The 26,358-nt window shown below is 71.6% G+C and carries 26 protein-coding genes, 1 pseudogene and 1 CRISPR repeat array; of the genes and pseudogenes, 8 read left to right on the forward strand and 19 right to left on the reverse strand.

All coding sequences use genetic code 11. The features are described from left to right. Window positions 1-21 precede the first annotated feature (21 nt). The 11 genes from ACFVVX_RS15515 to ACFVVX_RS15565 form a co-directional block, all read right to left on the reverse strand. Entirely contained in the window at window positions 22-354 is a 333-nt protein-coding gene (locus ACFVVX_RS15515) for a hypothetical protein (RefSeq protein WP_387945571.1), read from the reverse strand. 400 nt (window positions 355-754) lie between these two features. Continuing rightward, window positions 755-1,417, reverse strand: a complete 663-nt coding sequence (locus ACFVVX_RS15520) for a hypothetical protein (protein WP_387945573.1) — start codon at window positions 1,415-1,417, stop codon at window positions 755-757. A 46-nt stretch (window positions 1,418-1,463) separates the two neighbouring features. After that, window positions 1,464-1,961 (reverse strand): hypothetical protein, encoded by a 498-nt coding sequence (locus ACFVVX_RS15525; protein ID WP_387945575.1) that lies wholly within the window; start codon window positions 1,959-1,961, stop codon window positions 1,464-1,466. After that, a complete protein-coding gene (locus ACFVVX_RS15530) occupies window positions 1,958-2,740 on the reverse strand; it encodes a ParB N-terminal domain-containing protein (RefSeq protein ID WP_387945577.1) in 783 nt (260 codons plus the stop codon). Before ACFVVX_RS15530 ends, ACFVVX_RS15525 begins: the two co-directional genes overlap by 4 nt. A 94-nt stretch (window positions 2,741-2,834) precedes the next feature. After that, the gene (locus tag ACFVVX_RS15535) at window positions 2,835-4,361 is read right to left on the reverse strand and encodes an ATP-binding protein (protein ID WP_387945579.1); all 1,527 of its coding nucleotides are present in this window, start codon (window positions 4,359-4,361) and stop codon (window positions 2,835-2,837) included. 21 nt (window positions 4,362-4,382) lie between these two features. Beyond that, window positions 4,383-4,793 (reverse strand): DUF6238 family protein, encoded by a 411-nt coding sequence (locus tag ACFVVX_RS15540; RefSeq protein WP_387945581.1) that lies wholly within the window; start codon window positions 4,791-4,793, stop codon window positions 4,383-4,385. A gap of 17 nt (window positions 4,794-4,810) precedes the next feature. After that, window positions 4,811-6,268 carry an SCO6880 family protein gene (locus ACFVVX_RS15545; protein WP_387945826.1) on the reverse strand — a complete coding sequence of 486 codons (1,458 nt, stop codon included), beginning with the start codon at window positions 6,266-6,268 and terminating at the stop codon, window positions 4,811-4,813. A 136-nt stretch (window positions 6,269-6,404) separates the two neighbouring features. Next, the gene (locus ACFVVX_RS15550; protein ID WP_387945583.1) at window positions 6,405-7,805 is read right to left on the reverse strand and encodes a conjugal transfer protein TrbL family protein; all 1,401 of its coding nucleotides are present in this window, start codon (window positions 7,803-7,805) and stop codon (window positions 6,405-6,407) included. Window positions 7,806-7,894: 89 nt separating this feature from the next. Then, a complete protein-coding gene (locus ACFVVX_RS15555; RefSeq protein ID WP_387945585.1) occupies window positions 7,895-8,581 on the reverse strand; it encodes a hypothetical protein in 687 nt (228 codons plus the stop codon). Further along, window positions 8,582-8,902 (reverse strand): DUF6112 family protein, encoded by a 321-nt coding sequence (locus tag ACFVVX_RS15560; RefSeq protein ID WP_255752602.1) that lies wholly within the window; start codon window positions 8,900-8,902, stop codon window positions 8,582-8,584. Window positions 8,903-8,987: 85 nt separating this feature from the next. Then, entirely contained in the window at window positions 8,988-10,100 is a 1,113-nt protein-coding gene (locus tag ACFVVX_RS15565) for a C40 family peptidase (RefSeq protein ID WP_387945828.1), read from the reverse strand. A 433-nt stretch (window positions 10,101-10,533) separates the two neighbouring features. Here ACFVVX_RS15565 and ACFVVX_RS15570 point away from each other — a divergent pair, with 433 nt between their 5' ends. From ACFVVX_RS15570 to ACFVVX_RS15600, 7 genes and pseudogenes are all read left to right on the forward strand, one after another. Continuing rightward, window positions 10,534-11,286, forward strand: a complete 753-nt coding sequence (locus ACFVVX_RS15570) for a DNA-methyltransferase (RefSeq protein WP_387945588.1) — start codon at window positions 10,534-10,536, stop codon at window positions 11,284-11,286. A gap of 69 nt (window positions 11,287-11,355) precedes the next feature. Beyond that, window positions 11,356-11,625, forward strand: a complete 270-nt coding sequence (locus ACFVVX_RS15575) for a DUF317 domain-containing protein (RefSeq protein WP_387945590.1) — start codon at window positions 11,356-11,358, stop codon at window positions 11,623-11,625. A 63-nt stretch (window positions 11,626-11,688) separates the two neighbouring features. After that, window positions 11,689-11,886: pseudogene (locus ACFVVX_RS15580) on the forward strand (DUF317 domain-containing protein); the annotation flags it as partial. Between the two features lie 66 nt (window positions 11,887-11,952). Further along, on the forward strand, window positions 11,953-12,126 hold the full coding sequence (locus ACFVVX_RS15585; RefSeq protein WP_387945592.1) for a hypothetical protein: 174 nt from the start codon (window positions 11,953-11,955) through the stop codon (window positions 12,124-12,126). A 64-nt stretch (window positions 12,127-12,190) separates the two neighbouring features. After that, window positions 12,191-12,946, forward strand: coding sequence for a DUF317 domain-containing protein (locus tag ACFVVX_RS15590; protein ID WP_387945594.1), 756 nt, complete (start codon window positions 12,191-12,193; stop codon window positions 12,944-12,946). A gap of 716 nt (window positions 12,947-13,662) precedes the next feature. Further along, window positions 13,663-14,343, forward strand: coding sequence for a DUF317 domain-containing protein (locus ACFVVX_RS15595; RefSeq protein ID WP_387945830.1), 681 nt, complete (start codon window positions 13,663-13,665; stop codon window positions 14,341-14,343). A gap of 63 nt (window positions 14,344-14,406) precedes the next feature. Next, window positions 14,407-14,565, forward strand: coding sequence for a hypothetical protein (locus ACFVVX_RS15600; RefSeq protein ID WP_387945596.1), 159 nt, complete (start codon window positions 14,407-14,409; stop codon window positions 14,563-14,565). 310 nt (window positions 14,566-14,875) lie between these two features. Here the strand turns inward: ACFVVX_RS15600 and ACFVVX_RS15605 are convergent, their stop codons facing one another. Beyond that, window positions 14,876-15,067, reverse strand: coding sequence for a hypothetical protein (locus ACFVVX_RS15605; RefSeq protein WP_387945598.1), 192 nt, complete (start codon window positions 15,065-15,067; stop codon window positions 14,876-14,878). Between the two features lie 1,100 nt (window positions 15,068-16,167). Between ACFVVX_RS15605 and ACFVVX_RS15610 the strand changes: the two genes are divergently transcribed. Beyond that, entirely contained in the window at window positions 16,168-16,725 is a 558-nt protein-coding gene (locus ACFVVX_RS15610) for a hypothetical protein (RefSeq protein ID WP_387945600.1), read from the forward strand. A gap of 1,023 nt (window positions 16,726-17,748) precedes the next feature. Next, a CRISPR array of direct repeats spans window positions 17,749-18,752; the repeat unit is 28 nt; unit sequence GGCACACCCCCGGCCGCGCGGGGCGGAC. 73 nt (window positions 18,753-18,825) lie between these two features. On the opposite strand, the gene ACFVVX_RS15615 is transcribed toward ACFVVX_RS15610, so the two are convergent. The 7 genes from ACFVVX_RS15615 to ACFVVX_RS15645 are packed head-to-tail and all read right to left on the reverse strand — an operon-like array spanning window position 18,826 to window position 26,337. Next, window positions 18,826-19,491, reverse strand: a complete 666-nt coding sequence (locus tag ACFVVX_RS15615) for a type I-E CRISPR-associated protein Cas6/Cse3/CasE (protein WP_387945602.1) — start codon at window positions 19,489-19,491, stop codon at window positions 18,826-18,828. After that, a complete protein-coding gene (cas5e, locus tag ACFVVX_RS15620; protein WP_387945604.1) occupies window positions 19,488-20,252 on the reverse strand; it encodes a type I-E CRISPR-associated protein Cas5/CasD in 765 nt (254 codons plus the stop codon). The genes ACFVVX_RS15615 and cas5e overlap by 4 nt, the downstream gene beginning before the upstream one ends. Next, window positions 20,249-21,475, reverse strand: a complete 1,227-nt coding sequence (gene cas7e / locus ACFVVX_RS15625) for a type I-E CRISPR-associated protein Cas7/Cse4/CasC (RefSeq protein ID WP_387945606.1) — start codon at window positions 21,473-21,475, stop codon at window positions 20,249-20,251. The genes cas5e and cas7e overlap by 4 nt, the downstream gene beginning before the upstream one ends. Next, window positions 21,468-22,013 carry a type I-E CRISPR-associated protein Cse2/CasB gene (gene casB, locus ACFVVX_RS15630; RefSeq protein ID WP_387945608.1) on the reverse strand — a complete coding sequence of 182 codons (546 nt, stop codon included), beginning with the start codon at window positions 22,011-22,013 and terminating at the stop codon, window positions 21,468-21,470. The genes cas7e and casB overlap by 8 nt, the downstream gene beginning before the upstream one ends. After that, entirely contained in the window at window positions 22,010-23,578 is a 1,569-nt protein-coding gene (gene casA / locus ACFVVX_RS15635) for a type I-E CRISPR-associated protein Cse1/CasA (RefSeq protein ID WP_387945610.1), read from the reverse strand. The genes casB and casA overlap by 4 nt, the downstream gene beginning before the upstream one ends. Before the next feature lie 3 nt (window positions 23,579-23,581). Next, window positions 23,582-25,480, reverse strand: a complete 1,899-nt coding sequence (gene cas3 / locus ACFVVX_RS15640) for a CRISPR-associated helicase Cas3' (protein ID WP_387945612.1) — start codon at window positions 25,478-25,480, stop codon at window positions 23,582-23,584. Further along, the gene (locus tag ACFVVX_RS15645) at window positions 25,477-26,337 is read right to left on the reverse strand and encodes a CRISPR-associated endonuclease Cas3'' (RefSeq protein ID WP_387945614.1); all 861 of its coding nucleotides are present in this window, start codon (window positions 26,335-26,337) and stop codon (window positions 25,477-25,479) included. Before ACFVVX_RS15645 ends, cas3 begins: the two co-directional genes overlap by 4 nt. Between the last annotated feature and the right edge of the window lie 21 nt (window positions 26,338-26,358).

Consider the following 26,358-nt stretch of genomic DNA (forward strand, 5'->3'; position numbering starts at 1 on the left):
GGATGCAGGTGGCGGGCTCGTTCACAGCCCGCGGCCTGGCGAAGCAGGCGCTGCGAGGAGTGACGCGGCAGGCATTCCCGCCGCCGGGGCCGGCGCGGACCGGACGCGGGCGGAGGTCGAGCGGGCGGAGACGGCAGCGGCCGGGCCGGGACGGGAGAGGATCGGCAGGGGTGCGTCCAGGCGCCAGGTGGCGGGGGCGTCGGTGAACTGGCCGCGCGGGTCCGTGGACCACGGCACGACAGGGCCTCGCCGGTGGTCCTGGAGCCCGATCACCTCGACACCGTGGGCGTGGAGCAGGTACGCCCAGTCGAGCCTTCCGCTGGTGCGCTCGGTGATGACCGCCCGGGGCTCCACCCGGCCGTCCGTCCTTGGCTCGGCGCTGTACTGGCGGCCGGGCCACCGGCTGACGCCGGGGGCGGTGCGCAGCTCTTCCGGTGCGCCGTCCAGCAGCTCCGCGCCGAGCGCGGACCATCCGACCGGGACGTCGTCGACGAGGTGACGGGTGAGGGCGTCGGCGTCCTGACCGAAGCGGTATTGGAACGCGCCCAGGATCAGCGGGAGTTGGTGGCTGGGCTGGCCGTCGTTGTGGCAGTAGATCCCGCGGTAGCCGCTCGTTGTGGGGCGGGCGATGACGGAGCGTGTGGACAGATGGTCTCCGGACGTCGGAACGAGGCGGGCCTGCTACCGACTGCGGCGGTTGTGCGAGTCGGGGCCTTGTTCGGTGCGGGCAGCGGCAGGTACGACGGCTCGGCGCTCACTGGCGCGTCCTGGTGGCGCGGGGTTCCGCGGTGAGGGCTGGCGCCTCGCCGGGCAGGGCATCGCGCTTGGGCGGGGCCGCCGCGGCGGACCGGGCGGTCGCGGCGTCCGTCCGAGGGGCGTCCGACGCAGGGGCCGGCAGGATCGGCTCGTGCCCGAGGACGACCGCTGCCGCATCGAGGTCGTCGTAGGTGGTGACGTCGAAGAAGCGGGTGCCCTCGGTGGTGAGCACCGCCGCGGTGCCGTCGGCCGGGTAGCTCGCCAGTAGGCGGGTGGGACCGGCGGCTTCGCTCAGTCGCGCGTGGACCACGAGACGCCCGGCCGCCACGTCTGCAGCCACGGCGTGGACCCAGATCGTCCCCGGCACGCGCGTCAAGGACGGCGCATCGGTCGCGGGCTCGGCGACGGCCTGCCGCTGCTCGGCCTCGCTGTAGAGGCGGAGAACGTCGTAGCCGGCTGCGGTGAGCAGCCGCGTGGCGTCGATGACGAGGCGCGGTACGACCGACGGCGAGGTGTCCCGACGGGGCCGGTGCAGCCCGGTCGCGTCGTCGCGCACGAGTCCGGCCTGCTCCAGCCACTGACGGCTGGGCCGGTCGACCGGCTCGGCGGCGAGGGTGCCGCCGGCGGGGTCGGCGGCGAAGGTGATGGTGGGTGAGGGCACAGGCCTCCGATGCGGGTGGTCCGGTCGGGCGGGGTGTGACGGGGGTCTACTCGGCGTCGGGGCTGGAGTTCGGGTCGTGGACGTAGCCGAAGACGATCCGTTCCAGCTGGCCGAGGAGCAGGTCGCCGTGCTGGCGGAAGGCGTCGAGGCGCTCGGCGACGTAGTCCTGCCGGTCGGCCTCGGCGCGAGCGACGCGAGCGAGGTTACGGGTGGAGAGCCGACCCCATTCCAGAAGGTCTGTGGGCGTGGCAAGGTTCATCCACACCCAGACCCCCGAGCCCAGCTTCAGCACGCCCTCGGGGTGGAACATCCCGGACTTCCGCCTGGGGTTGGGGCTGCGGCGCTCACCCCAACCGCGGACCAGGCCGTGCACGAGCTTGTCGAGGGCAGCGGCCTGGACGTGGGCTTCGAGGTCGGTGGCGGCGAGGCGCTGGCGGACCTCGGTTTCGAGGTCGCCCTTGCGGAAGCGACCGCTCTCGTCGGTGACGGCGTGGGCGGCCTCGTCGACGATCTCCCACAGCGGGAGTTCGGCGTCGGCGTTCATGCGGCATCACGCTTCCGCCACGCCTGGGCCATCTCGGTGAGCGCCGCCATGGCCTGCTCGATCACCTCGCCGGTGATCGCCCGGCCGGTCAGCATGAACTGCGGGTCGTAGAGCGCCACGGTGTCGGTGCCGCGTGCCTGCGCGAGCGGCGGAACCACCTCGCACAGGAAATGGGTGGCGACCTTGCGCCTGCGGATTTCCTCCTCGGCGCGTTCCTTGCGCTCGGCCCACGCGGCGGGCAGGCTCAAGTCGCCCTCGACGACCCGATCCGCCAGCTCGGGGTCCTCCGAGCGGAGCCGGGCGAGCTGGTTCTCCACGGAGTCCGCCTGGGCCTTGGCCTCCCGAGCGGCCTTGTACGCCTCGTCCAGGCCGACGGCACCGCTGACGACCTGATCCACCAGGTCGGGGGCGTGGCGGAGGACGGTCAGTGCCTGACCGATCCGGCCAAGCGAGACGCCGGTCCGTTCAGCGATTGAACGAGCGGACCGTTCACCCGCAGAACGGCCGTCCTGTTCAGTCGCTGAACAGTTCCTCGCGGTGACCATGGCGACCTGTCCCTTGGTCAGGTTGCGCCTACGGATGTTGATCTGCAGTGCGAAGTCGGCCGGGTCCGGGCCCTCGTAGGTGGCGAATCGGGGCTCTACGCCGGCGATCTCGCAGGCCTTGAGGCGGTTGCGGCCGTCGAGGAGTCGACCGTTGGTGTCGAGCATGATCGGGTTGTACTGACCCTTGGCCTTGATCTCTTCGGCGAGGGAGAGAAGCTCCTCGTCATCGAGCATCGGGAAGGTGTTGGCGGTGGGGTGGAACTCGATTGTGGTGTCCTAGAGTTGATGGGGCTGGCCGGTCGTCGACCGCTGCGTGGGAGCTTTGCTGTCACGCAGTGACGCTGGCTGGTTCGCGTGGCCCGGCCTGCATCCTGGCGTCGGTGTCGAACAGTTCGCGCTCGGCGGGATGCAGAAGATGTTGGACCACGAAGGACCTTCCTGCGATCTTGTAGAGGCCACGGCCGCGGGTGAGGGCGGCGATGGCCTGGGTCTCGACGCCGGTCAGGCCGAGCAGGCTCGCGGTGGCGGCGAGCTGGTCGGGTTCCTGGCGGTAGATGATGCGGGTGGCGCAGTCGCTGAGGAGGCCCTCCGCGAGGGCGCGGCCCCGGGATCCGGCGTCGCCGGCGGACAGCAGGTCCGACAGGCGGTGGATCACTAGGAGGTTGGCGATGCCCAGGCCTCGGCTGAGCTTCCACTGCTGCTGCATGCGCTCCAGCAGCGGCAGGTGGCGCATCAGGCGCCACGCCTCGTCGTAGACGACCCAGCGGCGTCCGCCGCCAGGGTCGGAGAGGGCGGCTTCCATCCATGCGGAGGCGCAGGTCATGGCGAGGATCAGGCCGGTGTCGTCGCCGGCTGCGCCGAGGCTGGAGAGGTCGATGCTGAGCATCGGCGCTGTCGGATCGAACTCGACGGTCGACGGGGCGTCGAAGATCCCGGCCAAGTCTCCCTGGACGAGACGGCGCAGGGCGTGCGCGAGGTCTTCGGCAGCGGCGCCGAGGCGTCGGGCGGGGTCTCCGAGGGCGTCGTCGAGGCGTCGGGAGTTGCCGAGCATGGCGGCGACGTCGCCGAGCAGCGGCACCCGGTCGGTGCGGTGGGCTTCGGCGACGACCGCGTCCAGCGCGACGTCGAGAGCGGTGTGCTCCATCGGCACCAGGTCGCGGTGCAGCACGGTGCGGGCCAGCGAGGCGAGGAGCAGGAGGCGGCGCTTGCGGACCTCGGCCGCCCACTCGGCCGGGTCGGCACCGGCAGGCGCCGCAGGGGCGTCGAGCGGGTTGAGCCGGCCGATCATGCCGGGGCCGAGCGCGATGGTCCGCCCGCCGAGAGCCTCGGCCACCGGGGTCCACTCGCCCTTGGGGTCGCAGGGTATGTAGATCTTGTAGCCGTGGGCGATGCTGCGCAGGGCAAGGGATTTGGCGAGTGCGCTCTTGCCCATGCCGATGACGCCGGCGAGCAACAGGTTCGGATTCGTGAACCCTTCGATGCGGCCGTACAGCTCGAACGGGTCGAACGAGAAGCCCGCTTCGGCGTGGACGTCGCGGCCGATGTACATCCCGCCGGCGCCGAGGCCGCCCTCGGCGAGGAAGGGGAACGCTCCGCTCGCGGTCGCGGTGGTCATGCGGTGGGCGGGGAGCTTGAGCTTGCCGCCGCGGGCGGAGGTGGGGCCCGGGCGGCCTGAGGACGGGTAGACGGGGCGGGCGTCGAGTTCGTCGACCTGGGTCGCGGTGCGTCGGCGGGGCTGGTTGGCGAGGCGGGCCTCGCGGTGGGCGGCGGCGAGGTCGCGGCGGGCCTGGCGGCGGCGGGCCCGGTCGCTGCGGCTGGGCGTGAACAGGGCGCTGGCGCTGGTGCTTTTGGTCAAGGGCGGGCGGTCTCTCCGGGCTCAGCGGCGGATCAGGTCGGTGGGGGTGCTGATCTGCCGCACACGGGCGGAGGCCTTGAGGTGGCGCTGGCAGATGGTGAGGTCGGGAGCGCCTTCGGGGAGGCGGAGCGCGCAGGCCTCGCGGGTGGGCGCGCGTCCGTCGGCGTGGGGGGCGGCGTGGTAGGCGGCGTGCAGGTACTCGCTGACCTGCCACATCCGGATCCTGGCGTTGTGGAGCTGGTCGCCCTCGGCGGCTGCGTGGGCGCGGGTGCGGACCGTGGCCTGGTCGAGGAGGACGTGCAGCGTGACGGCGTGCTCGTGCAGGGCGTCTAGTTCGACGCGCATCAGTGGCTGGTCGCTGGTCAGCTCGGTGTCGCGGTGGCAGGCGAGGGCGGTGGTGGCGAACCCGATCAGGTTCGGCTCGTCGTGCATGGGGTGCCCTTCGGCGGTCAGAGGCGGGCCAGTGGGAGGGCGGCGGCGGTGAAAGCCTCGGCCTGCTGGAGGGTGAGGCGGCGCAGGTCGATCAGGGCGGCGACGGCGGCGGTCTCGACCTGGGCGCAGGCGGCGCTGAGCTGCTCGGCGTCGTCGGCGGACACCACGAGCAGGCCGGTCATGGCGACGTCGGCGTGCCCAGCGATCAGCTGGAGCTCGCGCGCCTTGACGTCGGCGTACTCGACGGTGTCGGTCTCGGAGTCGACCTGGCCGCGGCGCACACGCTCGGCGGCGTCGGCCACGATGGTGGCCTTCTTGCGCTGGACGTCCTTGAGGGCGGCGTCGATCTGCTGGGGCGTGTAGTGCAGGGAGAGGGTGCGCCGCACGCCCGAGGAGTAGAGGAGCTGGTGGAGGAAGCCGGCGCTCGTCTCGGTGCGGGGCCACTGCTCGATCCAGAAGACGGCGTGGTGCGCGCTGTCGGTGCGGATCTTCTCGGGTTCCTCGACGAGGATGACGGGGCCGGCGGCGGCGACGTCGGCTTCCGGGCGGCCGGAGTCGGACCAGCGTTCCAGGGCGCCGAGGACAGCGGGGTCGTAGGCGGTGCGCACGACGGCGGCGATCTCGCCGGCGGTGAGCCAGCCGCCGGGCACCAGGCCCGCGCCGCGCACGGACTGGTCGAGCGAGGCGGTGAGCTGGGCCAGGACGGCGAACGCACCGGCGAGTCCGCCGCCGGCCTGGTTGATCAGACGGCGAGCCTCGCGCAGGTCGAGGGCGATGGCGATGTAGGCCTCGTGGGGGGCCGCGGCGGGGCTGGCGGCTGCGAGCAGGTCGGCGTAGATCGGGCCGGCGACCGGGGTGTTGGGCAGGCCGTGCTCCAGCCAGTACCGCTGCAGGGCGTCGCCGCTGTCGGGGACGGTGCGCTCCAGGACCTGGATGCGGGCGATCTGCCCGGAGCGGGACAGGGCGGCGAGCGCCCGGCCCCAGCCTCGGACGTTGTTGGACTGAGTGGCCGGGTCGAGCAGCGCGAACGCCCTGGAAGAGACGCGGGTGACCGCGGTGAGCGTTCCCTGCTGCTGGTCGTGGACGGCGCCGAGCCGCCCGTCGGGCGAGGTGACCGCGCGCAGCGAGGCGGCGGTGCCGGGCAGGTGCAGCAGGCCCTCGACGGTTGGCCGGGTGGAGGGCCGGGCCAGCCAGATCAGCTGCCCGCGGGTGCGGCGCAGCCAGTAGCGCAGGCCGATCGGCGCCCACTCGGCGAGGGACCGGCCGCGTATTCGGAAGACGACGGCGACGGCGAGCAGCACCCACAGCGGGGCCAGGGCGAGGGCGCCGAGGATGCCGACGGTCATCAGGACGGCGAGCAGGAGGGCACCGCCGAAGGCGGTGGCAACGAGCTGGGAGAGGGTGAGGCCGAGGAGGACGCCCCGGCGGGAGCGGGAGGGGAACTTGATCGTGGCGGGTGTCTCGCTGGGCGTCAGGGGATGCTCTCGGGGTGCGGGGGCGGGGAGCCGGCCCCTGCTCCTCCCGGCAGGGCTCACCGGGAGGAGCATGCAGAAACGTTTCTGCATGTGGGGCGCGAGGCGGAAACGCGGGGCGGGCTGAGCCGCCGGGCCGTCAGGGGGAAGGCGGGCGCTGGGGGAACGTAAAGCGCTGACCGGTACCGGAGGCCGCGCCCGTGGTGGCACGGTCGGGAGCCGGAGCGATCACCGGATCGAAAGCCGGACCGGCGGAGGCGGGAGCGGCGGGTGCCGCGGCGGAGGGGGCCGGGGCTGCCGTGCCCGAGGTCTTCAGGGCAGGGGAGCCGGCCGCCGCGTGGGACGCCGCAGCTGTCGAGCCGCCGGAAGGTGCGGAGGCGCCGGGGGATCCGGCACGGGTGACGAGCGGGCGGCCCTGGTCACCGTCGGCGCGGTCGGAGCGGCTGGTCAGCGGAACGCCGCCGTCGCCGTCGCCGCTGCGCTGCTGCCCGTACTTGAACGAGGTGGGTGCGGTCTTGGCGAGTGCGACTGCTCCAGGGCCCTGCGGTGCGGCGCCGCTGCCGGAGCCGGAAGCGCCGGACTGCATGCCGGGGACCTGGGACGGGCCCTGCGGAGTTGATCCAGCGGCACCGGCTCCGGCCGCGGCTCCACCGCCCGCGCCCATGGCCATCTGTCCGCCCTTCTTGGCTGCGGCGCTCGCGACCTGCAGGCCGGCGGCGGTCGAGCGGTGGAGGTCGTGCGACTGACCGTCGCCGGCCCAGTGGACGAACTTGTAGATCATGAAGGGCGACAGGAGGACCAGGGCCATGACGACCAGGCCGGCGATGATGTCGCTGAGCGCCTGTATGCCGTCCTTGGTGTCGGACTTCCCGAGGGCGGACACGCCGACCAGCATGATGATCGTCATCACGAGCTTGGAGAACACGACCGTGGCGGTCGCCTCCACCCAGCGGCGCTTCCAGTCGCGGGTCGGCTCCCACGGGCCGCCCGCAGCAGCGAACGGCGCGAGGATCACCAGTACGAGGATCGACACCTTGCGGAAGATCATCATGCCCCAGTAGAGGATCGCGCCGACGGCGCAGCCGAGCGCGACCAGGGACGGTATGGCCCAGCCCAGCGGGGTCGTGATGGTGATCATGCTGACCTTGACGAGGCGCCGCACTGCGTCGTCCATCGAGGAGTTGGCGATGGTGAACAGCCCGCGCGACAGTGCGTCGACGACCACCAGCGCGACGCTGGTGAAGGAGATCGCGCACATCGCGAAGAACACCGAGCTGATGGTGGCGGTGACGGCCTGCCCGAGGGCCTGGCCGTCCCGTCTCCAGGCGGCCCTCACCAGCTGGAGCGTGAAGGTCATCACGATCATGGTCAGGGCGATGGGCAGGATGAGGGCGTAGTTGGTGCGGAACCAGTCGGCGCCGAGGTCGACGTTGGTGGTCTGATCGACGGCTCGGCTGGCGAGGTCGACGGCCGATTTCGCGAGGTCGCCGGCCGACTTGGCGATCCAGTTGCCGATGCTGGACGTGATGGAGTCGGACACGCCGCCGACGACGGTGTCGCACAACAACCCCGCACCCGGAAGATCACAGAATCCGATGGTGTCCTCCTAGCGGTAGAGCGGGACGGGGGTCAGGGGTAGACGGCGGGGGCGATGGCGGCGAGCGCGCAGTCCTTGCCCGGGGGGCACTGGACGGCGAGGGTCAGCGCGCGGGCCTCGGCGCCCCGGCCGCCATCGCTCCAGGCGATGTCGACCTTGCCGGTGACGGTGACGGCGTAGATGTACGCCCTGGTGAGGGCGGTCGGGTCATTCGCGATGGCCTGGGCGTACGTCGCCGGAACGTGGGCCTCGACGTCGCGGGCCGTGGAGGTCTGGGCGTTGTCGCGCAGCCGGGACCACAGCACCGGGTCCGGCACCTGGCCCTCGACGCTGGCGCCGTCGGCGTACTCGATTTCTGGGGTGAGCCACAGCCGCAGGCCGGAGACGAAGCCCTGCTGGGTGACCGCGCGGGCGTCGTAGGTCCACAGCGTCTGGGCGAACGCCGCGGCGAAGTCGGTCGGGCTGGTGCTGTGCGGCGGCCGGGCGACGGTGGGGCCCGCTTCCGCGGGCAGGGTGTCCGGCGGTCCGACCGGTGAGGTGGGTGTGGGATTAGGGCGGGCTGTAGAGGAGGGGCTGGCCGGGGGAGGGGCGGTGTGACCGCCGCCTGCCAGCCGGGCGAGGAGCCCGGCCAGCAGGCCGACGACCAGGAGCACGCCCAGTCCGATCAGCAGCCGGTGTCGCAAGGGCGAACCGCCGCTGGTGGAAAGGGGCTTGGACACTTACTTGACCTGCGTCCCGAGCGCCGAGAAGAAGGCGACCAGGCCGTTGGCGGCGCCGAGGAGCAGGGCGACTCCCCCGGCGACCATCGCGCCCTGCTTGCCCTTCTGTTCGGCTCCGTGGCTGCCGCTGTGGTGGCCCCAGGCCCAGACGACGCCGGCGACGCACATCGCGCCGACGGTCGCGATTACAGCGAACAGGTTGATCGAGGACACGACCTGCTTGAGGACCGTGAGGCCTGGCAGGCCGCCCTCTGCCGGGGCGACACCCGGGTCGTAGGCGAGGTGAGAGACCGCCTCGGCGGCAAGGATGAGCGACGACAAACGGGTTCTCCAGAAGGCGTTTTGGGCGCGCGAGAGCGCGGAGCGGCGCCGTCGCGGCGCGAGAGAAAAGGGGGGAGGCGAAAGGTCAGGGGACGATGCGGCGGATGTCGGTCACGCCGGATTTCCACGCACTGAACTGGGCGATCCGCACCACGTCACCCGTGTGCGGGGCGTGCACGACCAGGCCGGAACCGATGTACATGCCCACGTGCTCGGGCCCCTTGGGGCCGGGCACGGTGAACAGCAGGTCCCCGGCCCGCAGGTTGCCGAGCGTGACCACGGAGCCCTGCTTGACCTGGTCGTAGGTGACGCGGGCGAGGGCGGCACCGCCGACCTTGTACGCCTGCTGCATCAGGCTGGAGCAGTCGCAGCGGCCCATCGGGTCCGCGCCGTGGCTGTCGGTGCACAGCCCGCCCCACTGGTACGGCGTGCCCAACTGGCCCAGCGCCCAGCGGATCGCGGACTGGACGGCTGGCGGCATATCGGTGGGGATCTGGTAGCCGGGCGGCAGAGCGCCCGCCGGGATCAAGCCCCAGTCGGTGTCCGTACTCGGCGGTGTGCACGACCCGGCACTGCCGGCGGGCGCGGTGCCTGTGGCCGGGGCGCCGATCGAAGCGCCGACCGCCTGCTGCAGGGCGATGGCCAGCGTTTCCCACTGCGCGTAGGCGTCGGGGAATCCGCTGCGTTGCACCTCCTGCGCGGCGACGGTGAGCGGCATCTCTTGCCAGCCCTTCACCTTGAGCAGTGCTTTGTAGAAGGACGTGCTCGCGTACACCGGGTCCATGATCTGCTCGGTTGATCCCCAGCCCTGGGACGGGCGTTGCTGGAAGAGGCCGAGCGAGTCGCGGTCGCCGCCGTTCAGGTTCCGCAGCCGCGACTCCTGCATGGCGGTGGCCAGCGCGATCACCTGGCCCCGGGAAGGGACCTGCAGGGCCACGCCGGAGGCGACGATCTGCTTGGCCATCGGGATCTGCACGCTCGGCAGGTCCAGGCCCGGCACCGGAGCGGTCGGCCCGACCTGGCCGCCCAGGATCTGCTTGACAGTCGCCTCGACCGCCGCCGCATCCACAGCCTGTGGACTGCCCGAAGCCGAGCACGAGGCGGAGGCGTCCTTGGCGGTGACGATCGCCAGGGGAAGGATCAGCGCGAACGGGGTCAGGAGAACGGCGACGCCGAGACCGGCGGCGACCTTCTTCAAGCGGCCCGCCGGTCGGCCGCACCCTTTCGGCCGGTGCCCGGCGAGCGGGCGAAAGAGCAGAAGGACAGGTTGATTCCCGTCACGTGGAACTCCGATCATGTGGTGCGCGGGCGGCTCGTCCAAAGGCGTCCCGGCGCAGCGGTGAGAGGGTCGAATAACACCGAGAGATAGGCGCCCGCAGTAACCGGCGGAAGTTCCCGCTTCCATCAGTGCTGGTCAAGGCGCTCTCGTCGTCGGTGAACACGCTAAGGGCCCGCATATCTCCCGTGCAAGGAATTCACGGATACTCGCGAGTATCCGTGAATTCCTTGCACGGGAGATATTGCGGCACCTATGGTCTCTCCAGGCCCGCCGGCGTACCACGTCGCGGGCCTTTCTGTGCGCCGCCGAAAGGCCATGGCGTCGCCTATTGGCCCCCATCTTGCGAGGTTCCTTGCCCGACTACACCCTCTACCGGGGCGATGCCCTGACCCGTCTGACCGAGCTGCCGAGCGGCACGGCCGACTGCGTGATCTGCGACCCGCCCTACAACAGCGGCGGCCGCACCACCCAGGAGCGCGTCGGCCGGTCCGCCCGCGACAAGTACACGACCGCGGGCAGCAAAAAGGTCCTGCCGGACTTCCCCGGCGAGAACAAGGACCAGCGGTCGTACGGCTTCTGGCTGTCCCAGCTGCTCGCCGAGGCCTACCGGATCAGCGTCGACGGCGCCACCGCCTGCATCTTCACCGATTGGAGGCAACTGCCGACTACCACCGACGCGATGCAGGCCGGCGGCTGGCTGTGGCGCGGCATCGTGCCCTGGTACAAGCCGGCCGCCCGCCCGCAGAAGGGGCGCTTCACCCAGAATACGGAGTTCGTGGTCTGGGGCTCCAAGGGCGCGATGGACGGCGACCGCAACCCGGTCTACCTCAAGGGCCTGCTGGAGGGCAGCCAGCCCAGCGGATCCAAGCGCCAGCACATCACTCAGAAGCCCGTCGCGATGATGCGCGAGCTGGTGCAGATCTGCCCGCCCGGCGGCCGGATCCTCGACTTCACCGCCGGATCCGGCTCCACCGGGGTCGCCGCCCTCCTCGAAGGCCGCTCCTTCCTCGGCGTGGAACTCACCGACCGCTACGCCGACATCGCCGAGCAGCGCCTCGCCGAGGCCAGGCTCGCTGCCGCGGAAGCCGCCGCGCAGCCCGCGTAGCCCGCCCCGCTCCTCCGCGCACCGCCCCATACCGATCTTGGAGCCGACCTGCCCAGCAACTGCCGCGCCATGCCCGCCGCCGAGCCCGAAGCCCCGGACGAGGACTGCTTCGACGGCTGGAGCCTGCACCAGCTCCCGGACGGCGGAGAGGTGTTCGCCAGCCCCTGCCAGCGGGTGCGGCTGCACTTCCCGTCGACACCCGCCTGGGACAGCGCCGTCACCGTCGCTGCCTACGACGGGCCGACCGGCGAGCCGCTGTGGCGCGCCCGCTTCGACGACACCGCCCCCGACGCCGTCATCGGCTCGCTGATGTGCGCACTCGCCCATGACCTCGCGTAGCCCGACCGCTACGACCAGCAGCGCGCCCTCGTCGGCCCGGCCGTCGAGGACCCGGACGACCTCCTGGCCTCGGTCAGGCACTGCCCCGGCGCGACGTCGCCCGCCTGGTGCGGCTGCCCCCGGGCCGTCGGCCTGGACCGCACCTACCTCGCCAGAACGGGGTGGCGGCTGTGGGGCCTGCACGACGACGGACACCGCTGGCACGCCCGCTTCGACGCGGCAACGCCCGCCCACCTCATCGCCGCAGCCTGCCACCCGCTCGACGAGCACCCCACCTGCGCATTCGCACCGGAGGGGGCCGACTGCCCTCACGGCGACCGTGCGAACGTGCCTCTGGAGACCCTGATCGCCGCAGCCCGCGAGGTCGTTGCCGAGACCGGGTGCACCTCGGCCACGGCCCTGGCCGACGGCGTGCGCGCCCGCGGCATCCTCGTCGGCACTGAGCGGGCACGCAAGATCGCCGCGCTCCTCAAGGCCGAACGCGCCGCCGGCCTGCTGTAGAACCCGCACCCCGGGCGGCCTCGGAACACCGGGGCCGCCCCCACCCCGCCCTCTGGAGCCACTCATGACGCCGCCGCCCGCCCACGACATGCCGATGGTTGTCCACCCGGGATACCTCGCCGGCCCTGGCGACGCCCCGCACGCCCTGCACACGTTCGCCAAGGGACGCGAGGACTGGACGCTGACGCCGGTCGACAACCAGCTCGTCGCCGCGCACCAGCAGCACCCGGTCCTGCTGACCCTCGACCTGGACGCCGGAACGCCCCGCTGGACGATGGCTTCCCTGAGCCGCCCCGCTGGCCAGCTCGAATGGCACGCCACGTTCGACGCCCGCACCCCGGCCGAGGTCGTGACGGCCGCGGCCCGCCGCCTCGCCTACGCCCTCGCCCAGAGCACCGACGCCGAGCGCGACAGGCAGCTCTGGGGACACGACCACCCGGCCGTCGGCACCGTCGACGCCCTCGACGCCGAAACCGCTCGCACCCACCACTGGATCCGCGTCGGCGACCTGCGCACCACCCTCACCCTCGACAGCCCCGACGGTACCGCCGCCGTGCGCGTCCACCGATTCGTCGAAGGCCCCGGCAGCGACCCGCTCGACACCGTCTTCACCCTCCGCGCCGGGGCCCGCGGCCACCAGGGCGACTGGTGGCGAGCCGAGTTCAGCCGCTACACCCCGACCGCCGTCCTCCTCGCCGCGGTGCGCACCGTCACCGAACCCGGCCGCTACGAGCGCCGCGCCTCCCAGATCCCCATGCTCCACCGCTCCCTCCTGCGCACCCACCCGGTGGCCCGCCGCCGTCCGCAGGCCCGTCCGTGAGCGATGACCACATCTCGGAGGCCCGGCCCTCCCGGAAGCCGGGTCCTGGCCCCTGAGACCCTCGCCACCGTCACCTCGGGACACCTGGCTGGTCCCGGCCGACCCCGATGCGGGCTTTGCCGAGTTCTTCCAGGGCTGCCCCGGCTGGCAGCGCTACCGTCCGAACGACGAGACCTCGGTCGCTGTCCACGAACAGCTCACCGCCAGGATCGAGCTGGGCCACGAGGCGACGACCGGACCGCGCTGGAGCACCGCCTTCTACGAGTCGCCGGTCGGCGAACTCGACTGGCGGGCAAGCTCCACCGAGCCGGGCAGCAGACAGGCGAGACGGCGTCCTGACCGAGCCGGTGTCAGAGCGGGAGGGCACCACTGCTCTTCTGCCGGTCGTACCGAACCGGGCACCAGCACCGCACCCGTGACTGCGCTCGGCGGACGACCACCAACACGACCACCACCGGTTCTGCCGCGCCTCCGAGTAGGGGCCGGCCCCGCCCACCGCCAAGGCTCCGCCCCCGACCAGTACGGAGAACCATCTGACCTCCACCACCCAGGCTGCGGCTACCGAAACCGACGGAGACACCCACGTCCACCCCGTCTACCTGGCAGGCAGCCGCTACACCGGAGACTTCGCCCTCCGACCGCTCCTCGACCTACCGGACACCCGGGCCCACAACGACGAGCACGGCAACTTCTACCTGACCACCGCCGACGGTCGGATCCGTATCGGGTTCATCCCGGAGCGGGACTGGGACACCCTGTGGCAGCTCGCCGTCGCCCCGGGGCCCTTCGCCGATCCCCACTGGGTGGCGAGCTTCTCCGATGACACGCCGACCGAGATCGTCACCGCCGTCACCACGAAACTCGCCGACCTCTACCGGCCAGGCGAGGACGCACGGCTCACCGAGCGCACCGCCGGCCCGCTGGAGTGGATCGCACCCTACGCCGCAGCCGGCTGGACCGCCCACGAAGTCGATACCGGACAGCTCACCCTGCACTCACCCGACACCCTGGCCAAGGTCACCTACAGCCTGCGCCCGCTCGCCCGCGAGGACGCCGAACAGGCGGGCCAGGACGGCCGGTACACCATCGGCACCGTGTCCAGGACGGGCTGGTACGGACGGTTCAGCAGCGGCACACCGTCCCGGATTCTCGACGCCGCATCCGCCGCCATGCTCGACCCCGCCCCCATCGCGCGCTACCGCAGCGAACTCAGCCCCTTCAGCCGACGAACGGCCTCGATCACGCCGATCACCCCACCGGTTCCCACCCCGGGCGACCTTCAACGGGCCGCGGCTGCCCGAGCCTGCACCGCCCCGAGGACCGTCCAAGCCGCCCCCACCGACGCCGGCACCCGGCTCGCCTGGACCACGACCACGCCCGGCCCGAGGCACCGCTGACCCCCCAGATGCTGCCCCTGCCCTCACAGCGCGCCATGCCCGACAACCCGCACGGCGACCGACATGGACAAGCCGCTGCGCGACCTGTTCACTACCGTGCTGCCCTGCGTCCACCTGTACACCCGCGACTTCGCGTGGACCGTGGGCCGTGTCCCGGAGGTGCTCGGCCAGTTCTTCTTCGACTCTTCTTCGACGAGGACGCCGACCAGCGGATCGGCCTGACCCTGGACTCCGACGATGTGGATGCCGTCGACCCGGCGACGTGCACCCTGTTCCTGCGCAACCTTGTGACACAGCTCGGCCAGCCGGACCTCGCCGACTACGTCGAGGCCAGCGTCGGGGCCGCGGCATCGGACGACATTCGAGCTGACTACCCGGCAGCACCGCTGAGGTGGCCACACGGAGGCCTGGTCCACGTCTATCCAGGACTCGGGATGACCCGAGACGACCTGCTGCCCGCGCTCCAGGCGGCCAAGGGTGGGGTGCGGTCCCCGATGCGAGAGCAAGGTATGACATCGATGGGTACCGGCAGTCAGCTGGCCGCCTGAGCCCTGTGCTCGACGGCGTTCTTCCTCGCCCTTTCCGCGGCTGCGGCGAGAGCTAGTGGAGGGCCGGCCACAACGGCCCACGGGACAGCACCGACCGCGTCCTCGTGGAGCAGGTTGACGACTGCGATCACAGCGAGGAGCAGTGCCGTAACCACTCCCGCCGCTTCCGCGAACACGAGCCCGCGAACAACGATACGGCGAAGGCGGGCTCGGCGAGCCGCGCAGCAGTCGCAGGACGATCCTGAACAGACGGCACCGGTGAACTCGGGCATTCCGGGGCTCCGATCGGCGTGATGGGTCTACCCTGCGGTGACCCGGCGGAAGGTCAGCCCTGAACCGGGCTGCCCAACCAGCATCTAGGGCTCCTCGCGCCCGGGGATATCCCCGATTCGTGACAGATGACAGTTAGGGACGTGCGATGGAGATCCGGGTGGACGAAACCGACACCGGGCCCGGCTGTGAGTTCGGGTCGGTTTCCGTTGCTGCGCCGCGGCTCGGGCGCCGATTCGACATCGGGCTACGGGGAACCGCCTCGGGGCTGGTGCGGCCTGCCGCAGTTACTGTGACCGCCAACCCGGCGGGGTCCCTGAGCGAGGACGCCTTCAGCAAGGGACTGACAGGGGTCTTTCGAGTCGCCGTTTTCGCCCGGCTGTTCGGAGCACCGGCTGCGTTGTCAATCGCAGGGCTGTTGGCCAGGTCGAAGAAGGGTACAGCCGAACATCGCCGAGCCGTCGCTGCCGTGTACAACGAAGCGGTTCGAGCCGGCACCCAGACAGGGCCAGCCATCCAATCGGTCTGGAACTGCTCACCAAGCACTGCGGCGCGATGGGTAGCGGCAGCACGAGAGCACGGACACATATTGACCCGGGCAACGCGTCGCACACCGATCCTTGCGCCGTGCCGTACACCAGCGCCCGACCTCAACGGCCGGTCCCTTCCCGGGATGCCGTCGTTCCCGCCGTCCGGGGAGATGGAGGTGAGTTGGCCGGTCACAACAGTCAGAGATCTTCATGGCTGGCGGCAGTGGCAAATCCAGGCTGGCGACTTGGGACGCCCTTTCTCCTGGATCAAGATCGCGCCGAACCTGGACCACCCCGCGGGCTGGACCGCGTTCGTCGAGCCGGCCCTCCTGGAGATCTTTCCCATAGGCGGGTTCATGCGGTTGGCCAGTGGCACCAGCAGGTTCCCGACGTTGGGTACGGCAGGCTTTGTCCTCGCACGAGAATCGGCCGATGGCCCAGAGCCGTCGACTTCCGGTCGACCAGGTAGTACGGACATGCACCTCGCAGCCGTGGCTGCGGTCTACCGGGAGGCTCTTCGGCTCGGGCTTCCGCCGAGCCGGACCGTTGCAGAGCATTGGGGCCACCTCCCGGATCACACCTCGGTATCCCGCTGGATCCGAGCAGCGCGGGACAGGAGCTTTCTGGGCACCCGGGACGACGAGGCGGAGCGCTACGGCGACGATCACGCCAAGCGCCATCACAAGGGTCAGTGCGAGTCGGAGCGTCGACGCCGCGACTTTCGCGAGGAGGTCGACCAGCTGGTACCGCGTGGTGAGCTGTCCGATGGGACACGGGAATGGCGGCCGACGCGGCGGCACCAAGGGCGCGCAACGTGGCCCGTCGTCGATCGGTCGACACTGAGTCAGGCCCTCAGCATCTGTCAGGAACTCCGACAACGAGCTGTCGACACCGGACGCCAAGTGGCGGACCAGTTTGTCGTCGAGTCCCCGGAGAGCGGCCAGGCGACTGCGTACCGCAAGTGCTACAACCCCGACGGCACCGTTACCCAGCAGATCGCCGTGATCGATTCATCGCGCATTCGCACACGTTGAGACCAGTCCAACCTGGTCCGAACGAGCGAGGCGAGGTCTCGGCCTCAAGAACAGCCTCGTGACCGTCGGCCCTCGTCCTGTGAAGAGTGTTGATGCCGACTCAGCGAGATTCGTTCGTCCAAGCTCGCACCCCCGACAGTGCGGGGCAGAGACGGCTGAACATCCGGGACCAGCATGTTCCACGCCGGCTCACCCCCGACCGCGCGGAGCGGGTATGACGTTGACGACGTCTCGTCACAGGCTGGCGGGCACACTCCCGATAGGACGGATTCACAGTCGCGTTTGGCGGACCGGGGATACCCGCGGCCGCGCCGGGAAATCAAGTGGTCGCCACGGGTGGCCAGCCGCCGCTAGGGCAAACCCCCAGCTGCGCAGAGCGGACTTGGCGGCGCAGATCCGCGAGGGCTGGAACGCAGGCACACCTCCGGCTGCGCGAGGCGGACCGCTACCTGTGGATGGCCGACCAGGTCGTCACGGGCACACCCCCGGCCGCGCGGGGCGGACGACCTTGGGATCACTCAGTGGGCCCTGCTGGAGGGCACACCCCCGGCCGTGCGGGGCGGCCGTGGCCGTCTCGATCTCGGGGATGGTCACGACGGGAACATCCCGGCGGCGCTGGGCGGACTCCATGAGGTCCATCATCCGGGTAAGGCGAGCGGGCACACCCCTGGCCGCGCGAGGTGGACCGGACGGAGACCATGGACACCTGCCCGGTCTGTGGCACACTCCCGGCCGCGCGGGATGAACAGGGACCGTCCTAACCCTGCTCGCGGATGGCGGGCTTACCCCCGGCCGCGCGGGCCAGACGGGGCGTCGTCGATCGGCAGCGGGCGGCGTAACGGCACACCCCCGGCCGCGCGGGGCGGACGTGAGGACGTGCACCTCGGGAACCGCGACCACCGGCACACGCCCGGCTGCGCGGGGCGGGCAAACTGGTGATCGTGATCTGCTTCGCTATCGGGGGCGCACCTCCGGCCGCGCGGGGCGAACTGCGCGCGCTCCATGATGCCGCCGAATTAGGCAGGTACACCCCCGGCTATGTGGGGCGGACCTTCTGAACACCATGAATGGGTACGGAACTCAGGGCACACCCCCGTCTCGCGGGGCGGACTTCGAGGACTTCGCCCCCGCGTTCGGGCACTGGGGCACACCCCCGGCCGCGCGGGGCGGACCGCGTGCTGTGCGTGTAGGCCGCGACGATGGGCGGCACACCCCCGGCCGCGCGGGGCGGACCCGAGCAGGGCGCACACCGCGTAGTGGGCCTCGGGCACACCCCCGGCCGCGCGGGGCGGACTCCAGGACGACCGGGATGCAGTTGGCGCGGATGGGCACACCCCTGGCCGCGCGGGGCGGACACCCACGACCACGTGGTGCTGACGCACCTGCTGGGCACACCCCCGGCCGCGCGGGGCGGACTGGAGCGCGATCGCCGACTGCGCCACGCTGATGGGCACACCCCCGGCCGCGTGGGGCGGACACCTGGTCGAGGATCTTCTCCGACCGCGGCCGCGGCACACCCCCGGCCGCGCGGGGCGGACCAGGCGCCCTTCTGAGCCTCTCCGGGGGTTCCGGGCACACCCCCGGCCGCGCGGGGCGGGCATGGAGCACCGGGACCGGATGGAGCGCGGCGAAGGTACACCCCCGGCCGCGCGGGGCGGACTCGTTCCAGCGGCGCCCGCCGTACTCGGCCGGCGGCACACCCCCGGCCGCGCGGGGCGGACATCTATCCGCTGTGGGCCGACATCACGGCCGAGGGCACACCCCCGGCCGCGCGGGGCGGACCGGCCGAACGTCTGGGTGTCCCGCAGTCCCAGGGGCACACCCCCGGCCGCGCGGGGCGGACGAGGACGTCGAGCTGCCCGCGCTGTTCGACCGGGGCACACCCCCGGCCGCGCGGGGCGGACAGCGTGGCCACGGTGTGGGCCCGGACCTGGTCGGGCACACCCCCGGCCGCGCGGGGCGGACCTGGCCTGATGCCCCGTTCCTCACGTCCACGCCGGGCACACCCCCGGCCGCGCGGGGCGGACCCTTCGTGAGCTGCGGTGTTAGTGGCTGGGCGGCGCCGTTTTGTTCAGTTGTCAAGGAGCGGGGCGGGTTCGGTCAGTTGGGTGGGGCGAGGGTGAGGAGGCCGGCGCCGAAGGCTTTGGCGCGGCCGATGCCGTGGAGGATGGCGGTGCGCAGGTGGGTAGGGTCGGTGATGGTGGCGAGGCCGTCGTAGCGGGTGAGGGGTAGGCGCATGCGGGGGTTGTGGTCGGCAACGCCGGTGACGGGGGTGAGTTGGAAGGTGGTGGTGGTGTAGGGGTCGAGGCCGAGGTCGGGGGCTCGGCGGGTCCACCAGTGGGTGATGTCGGGGCCGGTGCAGGGGATGCGGTTACGCAGTGGTTTGCCGGTGGTCTTGTCGCGGGCCCAGTGGACCGGGCAGGCAGTGAGGCGGTAGTGGACGTGCTGGCCGGTGGTGAGGTGGTCGAGGTAGGGGCCGAGTTCGGTGGTGTGGGTAGTGCCGTAGTGGTCGGGGATGGTGGTGAGGTCGGGTGGGTCGGTGGACTGGATGAGGAGTTGGAGGCCGGTGCGGGTGGTGTCGAGGCGCCAGAGGAGTCCGAGGTCGGGGCGGGGGCCGGTGCTGTTGGTTCTGGGGGCGGTGTAGCCGTCGGGGAGGAAGAGGCGTTCGGTGCGGCGGTGGAAGCCGAGTCCGCCGTGGCGCAGGTCGGCCTGGACGTCGCGGGAGGTGGTGTTGAGGCGGATCTCGGTGAGGTGGGCGGTGGTCATGATCGTGCCTTCTGGGGGTCGGGTTGTGGGCTGTAGCGGTATTCGTGGAGCCGGGTGTAGCGGGTGGTGGCGTCGCGGCCGATGCACAGTGCGGCGGGCAGGGTGAGGGTGGAACGGGAGAGGGTTCGTTCGGCGAAGTGGCGGGTGCCCTGCGGGTCATCGTTGAGGGTGTGGGTGGCGCGAGGGTCGTCGGGGGCGATGGTGGTGATGACGTCGACGGTCACGGGTTCCTCGGCGTGTGGGGGTTCTTGGTCGAGGGGTGCGGTTTTGAGGATGTGGGTGACGCTGCCGTGTTGGAGGCCGAGGTTGTAGGGGGCGGCCGGGGGACAGGCACGGCGCCCGAGGTAGGGCGGGTGGACGGGGCGGTCGAGGGCGTCGCAGGCCCTGCGCAGGAGGGCGGCCGGGCCGGTGAGGACGACGGTGAAGGCGGCGTCGGCGAGGTAGGCGCGGTGGGTGATGACGGCGCCGGCGCGCCGTCCGCCGTCCGCGCAGGGGACGACCTCGATGGGGCTCTGGCCGCCGATGGTGTGGTAGTCCTCCATGAGGCTGCCGGGCCGGTCGACGCGGACGGCGATGTCGAGGGCGGCGAGCTGGCCGGGGGCTTCGTCGCGGGGCTGGCCCAGGGCGGCGCCCAGGAAGCCGATGACGCCGGAGCGGGTGGGGTGGGGGGCGGTGTCGCGGTAGTCGGTGAAGCCCCCGCGGACCCCCCAGGACTGCATGGGCGCGGTGAGGCGCAGGACGAGGGCCTGACGGGTACTCATGGCGTGGTCCCGAAGGCGGCGTCGAGGGCGGACTCGACGGTCTGGTCGAAGGTGTCGACGCGGGTGCCGAGGCCGGGGAGTTTGGTGGTGCCGGTGTAGGCGTGGACGGAGTGGAGGAGGCCGCGGCCGATGGTCAGGCGCTGGATGGTCTTCGCGTAGTCGGACAGCCGCGTGATGGAGGGGTCGGCGTGGCCCTGGCGGCCGGTGACGGGCTTGTCGAAGGCGGTGGAGAGGTTGACGGGCCGGTCGGTGCGCACAACGAGGTGGACGAGGTCGGGCAGGGTCCAGGCGGCCGAGGCGGTCTGGCCGGTCTTCGGCACGGTGTGGATGAACCCGTCGATGTAGGCGCGGCAGACCGCGCGTGCGAGGAGCAGGTCGTTGTCGACGGCGTCGGTGAAGTTCCGCAGGGCGATGGTGGAGAACATGTAGAACGTGCCGGCGACGAGGCGCTGGTCGCCGATCAGGCCGACGCTGGGCACGCCCTGGGTCCTGGCGGCGTAGTCGTCGACCGCGACGAAGAAGTCGATCTCGATCTGTGCCTCGTGGGTGGTGAAGGCGGAGGCGACCTGGACGCAGGCGTCACGTTCGGCGCCGTCGATCTCCATGAGGGTCCGGCCGAGCAGGGCGATCGCGGCGTTGGCGTCGGCGAGCAGGCCGTGGACGTCGGCCGGGTCGGTGACCGTACCGGCCGTCTCCTGCTCCTTGTCCTTCTTGGCCCCGCGCCCGCTTCGGGGCTTAGCCGTGCCGGATTCGGCTTCCTTGAGGGCGATCTCGTAGTCGTGCCTGCGCCCGGCGGCGGTGGCAGCCATGCGGTGGGCGGTGGTGGCGGGGGTGTAGATGAGGGCGGCGGTGGCCAGCGGGTCCTTCGCCTGGATGTCGTCGGCGGAGCTGCCCAGGGACATGTGTCCGCCGGTGGCGGCGGCGAAGACGTCGAGTGCCGTGAACGTCGCGAGTTCCTCGCCCCAGCCCTCGTCGCGGACGAGTAGGTCGCGGACCTCGTGGACGAGGCGGCGGGTGCGTGCGGACGCCTGGTCGGGGAGGGCTTCCTCGATGTGCAGTCGCACGGGGCGCTTCTTGGCCTGGCCGCTGATGCGCGCGCGGGTCGCTCCACCGAGGACGACGGACTTCGGACAGCCGTCGCCGTCCAGGTTCAACCCGGACAGCGGGATCGTCTGCAGGACGTGGATGTCCAGGAAGGCTGCGGGAACCGGGGTGTCAGTCATGATCGTTGCTTCTCTCGTGGCGTGCGGTGGCGCGGAAGTAGTCCTGTTGCCAGGTGGTGCAGGTGCGGGGACCGTCGAAGTACCAGCTGTCGAGCTCGGTGAGCAGGCGGGCCCAGTCGAGGGCGACGCCGGCGTTGTCGGTGAGGCGTACTGCGCCGCGCAGGTCCTCGTAGGGGCCGTCAGGGTTCGGCCGCACGAGCCGGTTCAGCTGGTGCTTGGTGGTGGCGGGGGACATGTGTGTCGAGGCGTGTCCCAGGGCCGTGCCGAGGCTGGTGCGCGAGCCGGTGCCGGAGCGGGTCGCGCTGCTCATCAGGGCGGCGACCGTGTAGTAGGCGCGCTGGCGGTTCGGGTGCAGGTTCGGGGGCAGCCAGGGGGCGACGTACTCGTGCATCGGACTGGGGGGCTGCTGGTCGCGCCAGGGGCCGAGTCCGCTGGCCAGTGCCCGGTGGGCGGCTCGGTCGGTGGCGATGGCATGGGCGATGTGGTCGACGAACTTCGCGGCACGAGTGTGGCGCGGTGAGGGCGTGGTGGTGGTCACGATGCGGCCTTCCTCGGGGGAAGGGGCAGGCGGGCGCGGGCTTGGGCAATGCGCTCGCCGGCGGAGGGATTGCGGACGAGGTCGGCGGTCAGCTGGTCGAAGGCGTCCAGTGCGGCCACGCGCATGCGGCGCGTGGCATCGTCGAGCCGACCGGTGCCGTAGAGGTTCCAGAAGATGGCGTCGGCGACGGGCCAGAACCGCAGGGCGATGCGTGCTTTGCGGGCCCGCGTGTCGGCGGAGCGGTCCTCGAAGGACGCGGCCAGGGCATTGTCGAGGTGCCATTCGGCGAGGTCGGCTTCGTGGACGGCCTCGCTGATGTGCTGGGCGCCTTCAGGGTCGCGCGCGGCGGTGTGGGTGAGCAGCGGTGGCGTGGTGGTGGTCCACCACTGGTGGTCGTTGCTCTTCTCGCGGTCCTGCTCGGCGCCGACCACGCGAAGCCGCAGGGTGTCCGCCACCTCGTCGGGGATCTGGTCGCAGGAGGCGAGGACCTGGGGGCGGGTCGGTGCGCGTCGTGCCCGTTGCGGCTCGGTGGCCGGGTCGTTGAGCAGCACATCGAGGTCGCGGAACAACTGCCTTCCGCCGTCTGCCTTCACCGCGGAGGAGGGGGCGCCGCTTTCGCGGGAGCGCTGGTAGGACAGGAAGGGGTCGGGGAACGGTTCTACGTGCCCGCCCGCGTCCCTGCCGGGCTTGTGGGGCGAGTTGCGCGCTCCCCAGGTCACGTACCAGTCGGTGGCGAAGCGGCCGTCGGCGCTCGGGACGAGGAGGATCGCGTGCCGGGTGCGGGCGGCGAGCAGAGAGACCGGGCCCGTGGGGGAAGGGGGAGGCCGGGTCGGGTCGGCGTGCGCCGGGTTCTCCCAGGACGCGAGGTCGTCCTGGTGGCTGTCGACGCCGGGCGGTGTCAGGTGGGCCAGGAGCGTGGTGTGCAGGTCGGGGCCGATCGGGTGGTAGCCGACGGTGCCGCGCAGCACGGCGGCCATGCAGCCGGCGTGCGCGCTCACTCCCTGGTGGGACCGGGTGCTCAACGCTCCGCCGCTTCCGTAGTAGGCCCACATCAGGGACTCCAGCGCCGCTTCGCCGGAGGGTACCGGGGCTGCGTGGTGCTGGCTCGCGGTGTCGGAGAACCAGGGTCGGGCGTTGCCGACGGGGCGGCCGATCACCAGCTTGCCGATGCCCGAGGTGCGGGGGCATTCCTCGGCCAGCCGCGGGTCCTGGAGGAAAGGGCGGTGTCGGTGGTAGAGGCGCAGGTGGGCGGCGTGCTTGCGGAAGTACCGGTCCACGGCGCGCTGGTCGAAGCCGGTCGCGAAGTGGGCGTTGCGCCGCCGGTACCAGTCGGTGGCGGTTTCGCCGGGGCGCAGGCGGTCCAGGCCGGTGACGCGGTAGGCGATGGCTGCGGCGATCCGGTAGAGGGCGCCGTAGGCGATCGGGTAGGGCAGGGTGAGGTCCGCGATCGAGGACGCATCGGAGACCGCCTCGTACAGGCCGGTGCGGCGGGTGGTGCCGTCGCGGTACCGGCAGTCGATCCAGGCCCCGTGTGCCAGGTCGAAGTCGTCGGCCGGGGCGTTCATCGCTCACTCCTTCGGTGTCGGTGGCCGGGTCACCAGGCCCAGGTAGCGGTCGTAGAACACGGTCCACCCGGCGGCGTGCACCGCCTTTCCCGGGGCCGGGTGCACGAGCAGAACGAGCGGTCCCAGGCGCTTGTCGCCCGCCCAGCCGGCGGGGGGCTGGGCGTCGGCGCCGAGGTGCTTCTGCCAGGTGGCGTGCCGGGTGGAGAGCAGGCGCTCGCGGATCGGCTCAAGGTCGTGCGGCAGGAGGTCGGGGAGCGGAAGATCGGTGTCCGGCTCAAGGGAGAGGTTCCCGTCGGGCCGGCGCCACAGCGGGAGGATCTGGACGCTGTCGAGCCGGTAGCGCGTGGCGGCCTCCTCGTCCGAGCCGGACAGGTCCGTGAGGTCGAACAGGTCGACCAGCTCCCGAGGATGGGGGATGACCACCGGGCGGGCCGCGTCCGCCATCGCCTGCTCACCCTCCAGGTGCGACAGCACGTCCTCGTCCGCACTGCCGCCGCCCAGACGCGCTTCGAGAGCCTCCAGCAGGGCCTGAACGTCATCGGGTTCCGTGATCACCCCGTGGCCTTCCAACAGTTCGCGGCTGATCCGCACCGCGGCGGTGCTGTAGATCGCCTCCCATCGGCCGTCGTCGGGCAGGCCCTCCGCGGTCTGCGGCACCAACACGGTGACCGGCACCCGGACACGGGAGTGCTCGGTATGGCGACGTCCTCGGCCGACCCGCTGGATGATCGTCGCCAGCGGCGCCAGATCGGTGACCACGTGGTCCAGATCCAGGTCCAGCGACTGCTCGCACACCTGAGTCGTCACGAGCACCGCGCGCCGGGGACGGTGGGCGCGGTCCTTGCCGAAAGCCGCCTCCACGCTCGTGGTGACGCCCGTACGGTCCATCTCACGGTAGTGCGCGTGGACCAGGAGCACCGCGATGTCCGTCGGCAGAACGGCCGGCAGTGCCAGCGCGGTGTTCTGCGCGGAGGCCACCGTGTTGCAGACCACCAGCACACACAACTGCTGCCAGCCGTGCTCGAACAGCTTCGCCACGACCCGGGCGCGCGCCCTGTCGCAGGCCGGGAGCACGTCACGGCGCGTCGCCCGGTGCGATCCGGGCAAGCCGGTCAACCGCACGCTCAGGATCCTCGTCCGCTCGGCGTCCACCGCCTGCACCGTCGGATGGCCTGTGGCGCCGTCCACGTGGAACCACCCCGGGTACGCGGGACTGAACTCTGGCAGCGGCACACCCGGCGCGGATCCCGACAGGTAGGCCGCGGCCAGCGAGCGGGCCACCGAGCGCGGCAGTGTGGCGGACATCAGCACGACCGGCACACCGAGCGCGCCCCACCAGGCCAGCACGGTCCGCAACAGGCACTGCATATAGGGGTCGTAGGCGTGGCACTCGTCCACCACCAGCACCTTGCGGGTCAGGCCGCCGATCCGCAACACGTTGTGCCGGATCCTCAAGCCCGCCAGCAGCACCTGGTCGATCGTGGAAACCGTCACCCCCGCCACCACCGGCCGCCCGCGCCCCTGGAGGAACTCCGGCGCGGCCTCCAGCACCAGCCCCTCGCCGTCGTCGTGACTGAGAACCGCGCCCTGCGCACCCCGTCCGGCCCGGCTATGCGCCAGCGTCACCGGAGACGACACGGCCAGCGCACGCCGTGCCCACCGCCAGACCCGCCAGTACACGGAGTCGGTGGTGGCCACCGACGGCAGGGCCAGGTGAACGCCCATACGGGGCCCGCCCATGCACCGCGCCGACCACAGGCCCCCCTCGGTCTTCCCGCTCCCCGTCGGCCACATCAGCACCAACAACCCCGCCGCGCCCGGCACCGCGCACCCGCGCAGCGACGTCAGCAGCGACTTCTGCAAGGAGTTCGGCTCGAACCGGAACCAGTCGACGAACCTCATGACACCGGAGTCTCCTTCCACACCGGCAGACCAAGGCCTGCGTCCTCCACCAGACCAGGCCCCGCCGTAACCGCCCGCTCCCAGTGACGCACCACCAGGGCCGGGTCGCCCGGCTCGGACAGGTGCTCCAACTGGTCGACGACGAAGTGGAGCTGGGAAGCTAGCCAGTCCGCGAGCACCACCATCTCCCCGGCCAGCACTGCGGCCTCCACCGACAGCGCCGCCGGCGGATCCGGAGCGCCCACGGCCTGCGCCACCGCAGCCAGGTGAGCAAGACGCTGCTCTTCCCACCTTCCTTCTCCCAACAGTCTGGTGACGAGGGACGGATGGCGAAGGCGGTTGCGGTTCGGCTGCGGGAAGAACCGGCCGTGGTGGCCGCCCAGCAGTTGGGCGAGTCGGCGTGCGGGCGAGGCCGTAGGCAGGCCGTTGCCTGTGCCGTCGTAGCCGAGCGAGGGGAGCCGCACAGCCAGGTAGAGCTGGGTGGCCGCACCGTGGGACAGGCTCTGCGCATCGGAAGCGAGCGGCGAGTAGCCTCTCAACTGGGCAAACGCCGCCGGAGCTTTGACCTGGAAGTAGGCGCCGATCTTCCCGAGGTCGTGCCATCCGGCCCAGCAGGCGAGCAGCGATCTGGCGCGCTCCCGGCCGGTACCGGAGTTGGGATCCAGGCCCAGCCCGGCGGTGAACGTCCGCTGCTGGCCCTCGGACATGTGCAGGTCCCACAGGGCTAGGCAGGCGGCCGCAGTGTCCATCAAATGGGCGAAGACCGGATAGGTCAGGCCGTCCGGGAGTCTGTCCTCTTTTGACCACAATACGCCGTCAATGGCCCACTTTGAAGTGAGTTCCGTACCTATGTACATGCTTCGATCGTACGAGCGCAG

Source organism: Kitasatospora sp. NPDC058170 (assembly GCF_042883905.1).
In the GTDB taxonomy this organism is placed as follows: Bacteria; Actinomycetota; Actinomycetes; order Streptomycetales; family Streptomycetaceae; genus Kitasatospora.